General features: G+C 42.5%; 4 protein-coding genes. 1 reads left to right on the top strand and 3 read right to left on the bottom strand.

Annotation, left to right across the window (positions count from 1 at the left end):
- Positions 1-1,241: GAF domain-containing sensor histidine kinase (locus AC1DWN_RS29330; protein ID WP_477562414.1), on the bottom strand; the 1,241-nt coding region annotated here is incomplete at its 3' end.
- A 156-nt stretch (positions 1,242-1,397) separates the two neighbouring features.
- Here AC1DWN_RS29330 and AC1DWN_RS29335 point away from each other — a divergent pair.
- Positions 1,398-2,339 carry a ribose-phosphate diphosphokinase gene (locus AC1DWN_RS29335; RefSeq protein ID WP_477562415.1) on the top strand — a complete coding sequence of 314 codons (942 nt, stop codon included), beginning with the start codon at positions 1,398-1,400 and terminating at the stop codon, positions 2,337-2,339.
- Between the two features lie 145 nt (positions 2,340-2,484).
- Here AC1DWN_RS29335 and AC1DWN_RS29340 read toward each other — a convergent pair whose 3' ends face one another.
- Positions 2,485-3,246 (bottom strand): DUF3891 family protein, encoded by a 762-nt coding sequence (locus tag AC1DWN_RS29340; protein ID WP_477562416.1) that lies wholly within the window; start codon positions 3,244-3,246, stop codon positions 2,485-2,487.
- A 17-nt stretch (positions 3,247-3,263) separates the two neighbouring features.
- Positions 3,264-3,917, bottom strand: a complete 654-nt coding sequence (locus AC1DWN_RS29345) for an SGNH/GDSL hydrolase family protein (RefSeq protein ID WP_477562417.1) — start codon at positions 3,915-3,917, stop codon at positions 3,264-3,266.
- Positions 3,918-4,014: the final 97 nt, after the last annotated feature.

A 4,014-nucleotide genomic window follows, 5' to 3' on the forward strand; every position in this document is an offset into this window, starting at 1 on the left:
GGACGAAGCTGCCATATGAGTGTACGCATCTCCTTCAAAGCATCCTGTGACAATTGCTGAATTTCTTGAAGCGAACGCTCGACGGTCAGCTCCTTTCCTGCCAGCATCGTCTCTGCCCCTTTTGCCAGAAATGACAATGAAAACACCTTCTGAATAACAGAATCGTGCAAATCACGCGCCATCCGATTCCGCTCTTCCATTCGAGCTAGCTCCTGTCGCTGTTCGTACACTCTTAAGTTCTCAATGCTTAATGTAAAATGATCCCCTAGCGAATACATGAAATCTTCATTATATTCATCGAATTGTTTTCTCACTGGGCTGCTAATTAACAACACACCTATCGGACGACTTCTAATTCTAAGCGGAATGGCTGCCGCAGACTCGAAGGGCGGAATACCGATAGACAACAATGATGGGGAATGCGCCTTGCAGCTGTCCGAAATCATGACTAATCTATTTTCACGAAAAGCAGTACTGACGAGCCCAGCTTGATCGATATCGAGCAGCTGCCATTCTTTTGTTACATTGTTATTCGTATAGTGAGCACGGAGCGACAGCTGCTGCTGTTCATAAATAAACAAGGACACATGCGGCCAGCAAAACGCATCTCCAATATATTTCACCGCTTTGAGTGGCAATCGGTTAATATGCTGAATAGCATTTATTTGTTGAATGACATCACCTAGCTTGGCATAATGAATCGCATTTTGCTCCTGAGCCTGATAAAGGCGTATGCGCTTAATTGTCGTTCCGATCTGATAAGCGATAGCTTGGAGCAAGGCCAGTTCTTCCTCGGAAAAATGAGTTTTACCTGCTTGCGCAACATTAAGCAGCCCAAATCGATCTTTTCCTGCTTGGAGTGAAACTGTAGCATGATGCGATACCCCCTCCGTATCCGTACTGCCTCGCTGGGTGAGCGCATAAGTAATTCTTGAGCACTCGACAATATTGATGGCATGATGCAGTTTATTTTGTTTATAGCTTTCAACGCACCAGCATTGCGCACCGCACATTACAGCCTTATTATTGGCGCTTAATGCGGGAGGCAGATTTTGTGTGGTCACACATCTATTTTCTCCATCATCGTCAATTATAAAAATCCAACCTGTTGTAAAGTCCGTCACCTGAAGCAGCTTGACTAGAACATCGTTTAACATCAGATCCATCTCGTTCGTACTGTTCAGCATTTCAGCTATTTCCTTTAATGCAGACAGCTCATTTGTACGTATCTCTCGGGACATGCTACCCCTCCCCATAATGAGACATTATACACTTTCAATCCGCAAGAGAAAAATGTGAATCAATCATTTCTCTAAATTATTTACCTCGATTATTTGTCCTTATAAGCTCAGTTTGATATGATGGGATGTAGAATACTGTTTTGTCAGGAGGAACATATGCAAAAGATCAAAATATTTTCAGGTTCATCGAACAAAGCGTTAGCGGAACAGCTATGTAAGGAGTTAAATGTTCCACTCGGCGATGCTGCAATTTCAAGACATCAGAGCGGTGAAATCCATGTATCCTATCAGGAGTCCATTCGAACATGCGACGTATTTATTGTTCAGGCGTTGTCTCACCCCGTCAACGAACATTTAATAGAACTGCTCATTATGATCGATGCTGCTAAGCGGGCATCAGCCAAAACAGTAAATATTGTTATGCCTTACTACGGCTATGCTCGCCAGGAAAGAAAATCAGCGCCACGCGAACCGATTTCTGCTAAGCTTGTTGCGGATGTTCTAACGACTGTCGRAGCGAATCGTATTATTACTGTAGATCTGCACGCTGATCCGATACAAGGGTTTTTCGATATTCCGGTCGATCATTTGACTGCGCTTGATCTGATCATCGACTACCTGCGTGCAAAAAACATTAAAAATCCGGTCGTTGTATCTCCAGATGCCGGTCGAGCTACCACAGCTGAGAAATTAGCGGGTCGCTTAAATTGTCCGTTCGCGATTATGATCAAAAACCGTCCTGCTCACAATCAATCCGAGATTACTCATATCATCGGTGACGTAGAGGGTATGACACCGATCATTATTGAGGATTTGATCGATACGGGCAGTACCATTGTAAATGTTGTAGAGGCGCTTAAGAAAAAAGGCGCACACGATGCTTTCATTTGCGCAACACATGGATTATTTTCAGAAAATGCGGTTGAAAAGCTGGATCATCCAAATATCCACGAGGTAGTCATTACAGACACAATTGCTCTCAATAAGGAGCATTCCGATAAATTTGTTATTTTGCCGATGTCCCCTTTGCTTGCTAATGCTATTAAAATCATTACCGAAGGCGGCTCTATCGCAACATTATTTAAATCAGGCTCATAAATAAAGCAGCAAACGACTGTCGCCCAACTGGGCAGCGTTAGCTTGTTTCACGGATATAAATTATATTTAAAAAGACACCGTCCTATTCCACAGCAAGCTGTGCATGTAGGACGGTGTCTTTGTTTGATCGTGTTTTTTCGTAGTGTTATAAACTTTTCGCTTGAAACAGCAGTTGGCATTCACGACGCTGTTCCTTCTGATACGCTTCAGCAATTCCAAAACTCGTTACATCAGACTTTCTTACTTCTTTATAAAACAACGTCGTTTCGATGCTTTGCACAAATGGAAACGGATCTAATTCGACCGTCCTCGTATCTTTCCAATCAGCAATTAGAGTCGTTTGCTCACTTTGACCAAACCAGAAAGAAAATCCTTTAGAAAACCACTCATATTGATCAATTGACGTTCCTGGCTGCTCCATACATACGAATAAGGAAAGCTCATCACAGAGAAGCAGCGCTTTAACATGTTTTTGCAGCAGCTTCACATTCACATTCAATCGCTCTATAATAGCACTTTGTCTTGAAAACTCACGATTTACGAAAGGTACAGAATCTTCATTTCTAAATTTTTCTGCAAGTGTTGTATACAGGATACTTCCTAGTAGCGCAGCATACTCGCTCGTTTCCTGAACTTTATCCAATCCCTTTGAGTAAAAGAAAAACCGAATATTTCCGGGAAAATCACGAAATGAGAACGGACAATCCGCAGCATCGTTCCAAAGAGGCAATCGATCAAGATCTATCCAACTGCTGTCATGCTCATAAGCTGCATAAATTAACTCTTCCAGTCTTTCAGTACCAGCAAACAAGCTGCTGCTCCAAGCTGAGATAAGATCTCCGGAAATACGCGCATGATCATGCTGTGCGATCAGTACAAAGGAATCTTCCTTCTCGTAGACAATCATGCTCATCATCCTTCCAACTAGATCTTGATACCACTTTTTTCTACTGCTGCAAACCATTCTTCAGCAATCAAATCATGTCCGGCTGGTGTCGGATGAACGCCATCCCATAGCCAGTAGCTTGCTTCGGCACGTTCCAGTGAACGGTTGAATGCATCCTGAAGTGGAACAAATATCGCATCATATTCGTTCACCAGCTGTTGAACGATTCGACTATACTTACCAAGATGAAGCTGCCATTCTTCCCATTTTTCCGAAGTAGCACCTACTTCTAATATGAATGGCTCGCATAATACTAGTCTAGCATCTGGCAAAACTTCCTTCGTTTCTTGCAGCAAATGTCTATACGCTCGTTCGAAACGATCCGTAGCTCCAGACGGCAAATTATTCATAATTCTCCAAGCATCATTAACTCCAATTAAAATACTGATCAAGTCCGGGTTTAAACTGATAGCGTCTTCATTCCAACGTGCATAAACGTCTGATACCCGATCACCACTTACACCTCTATTGATAATTTGCGGTGTACTCTCAGCTAATTGATTCCCAAGCTTACTCGCGATAATGGAAGCGTAGCCATGTCCAAGATTGTAATTGGGTCCATCGCTCCTTGCTCGTCCGCAATCTGTAATCGAATCGCCCTGGAACAATATCGTTTTTTGTTGATTACTCATCTGTATAACCACCTATCCTTTATATAGTTTATACTTCTTTTACTTAGATGTTATTTGGAACTCCTGATGTAATTTCCACTTATTGTACCATCTTCTC

It is taken from the genome of Paenibacillus sp. P4_A7, from assembly GCF_056402455.1.

What these genes read in the sequence shown, in the direction of transcription:
- AC1DWN_RS29340 (WP_477562416.1), bottom strand. Translation starts at nt 3,246, where the DNA reads ATGATTGTCTACGAGAAGGAAGATTCCTTTGTACTGATCGCACAGCAT.
- AC1DWN_RS29345 (WP_477562417.1), bottom strand. Translation starts at nt 3,917, where the DNA reads ATGAGTAATCAACAAAAAACGATATTGTTCCAGGGCGATTCGATTACA.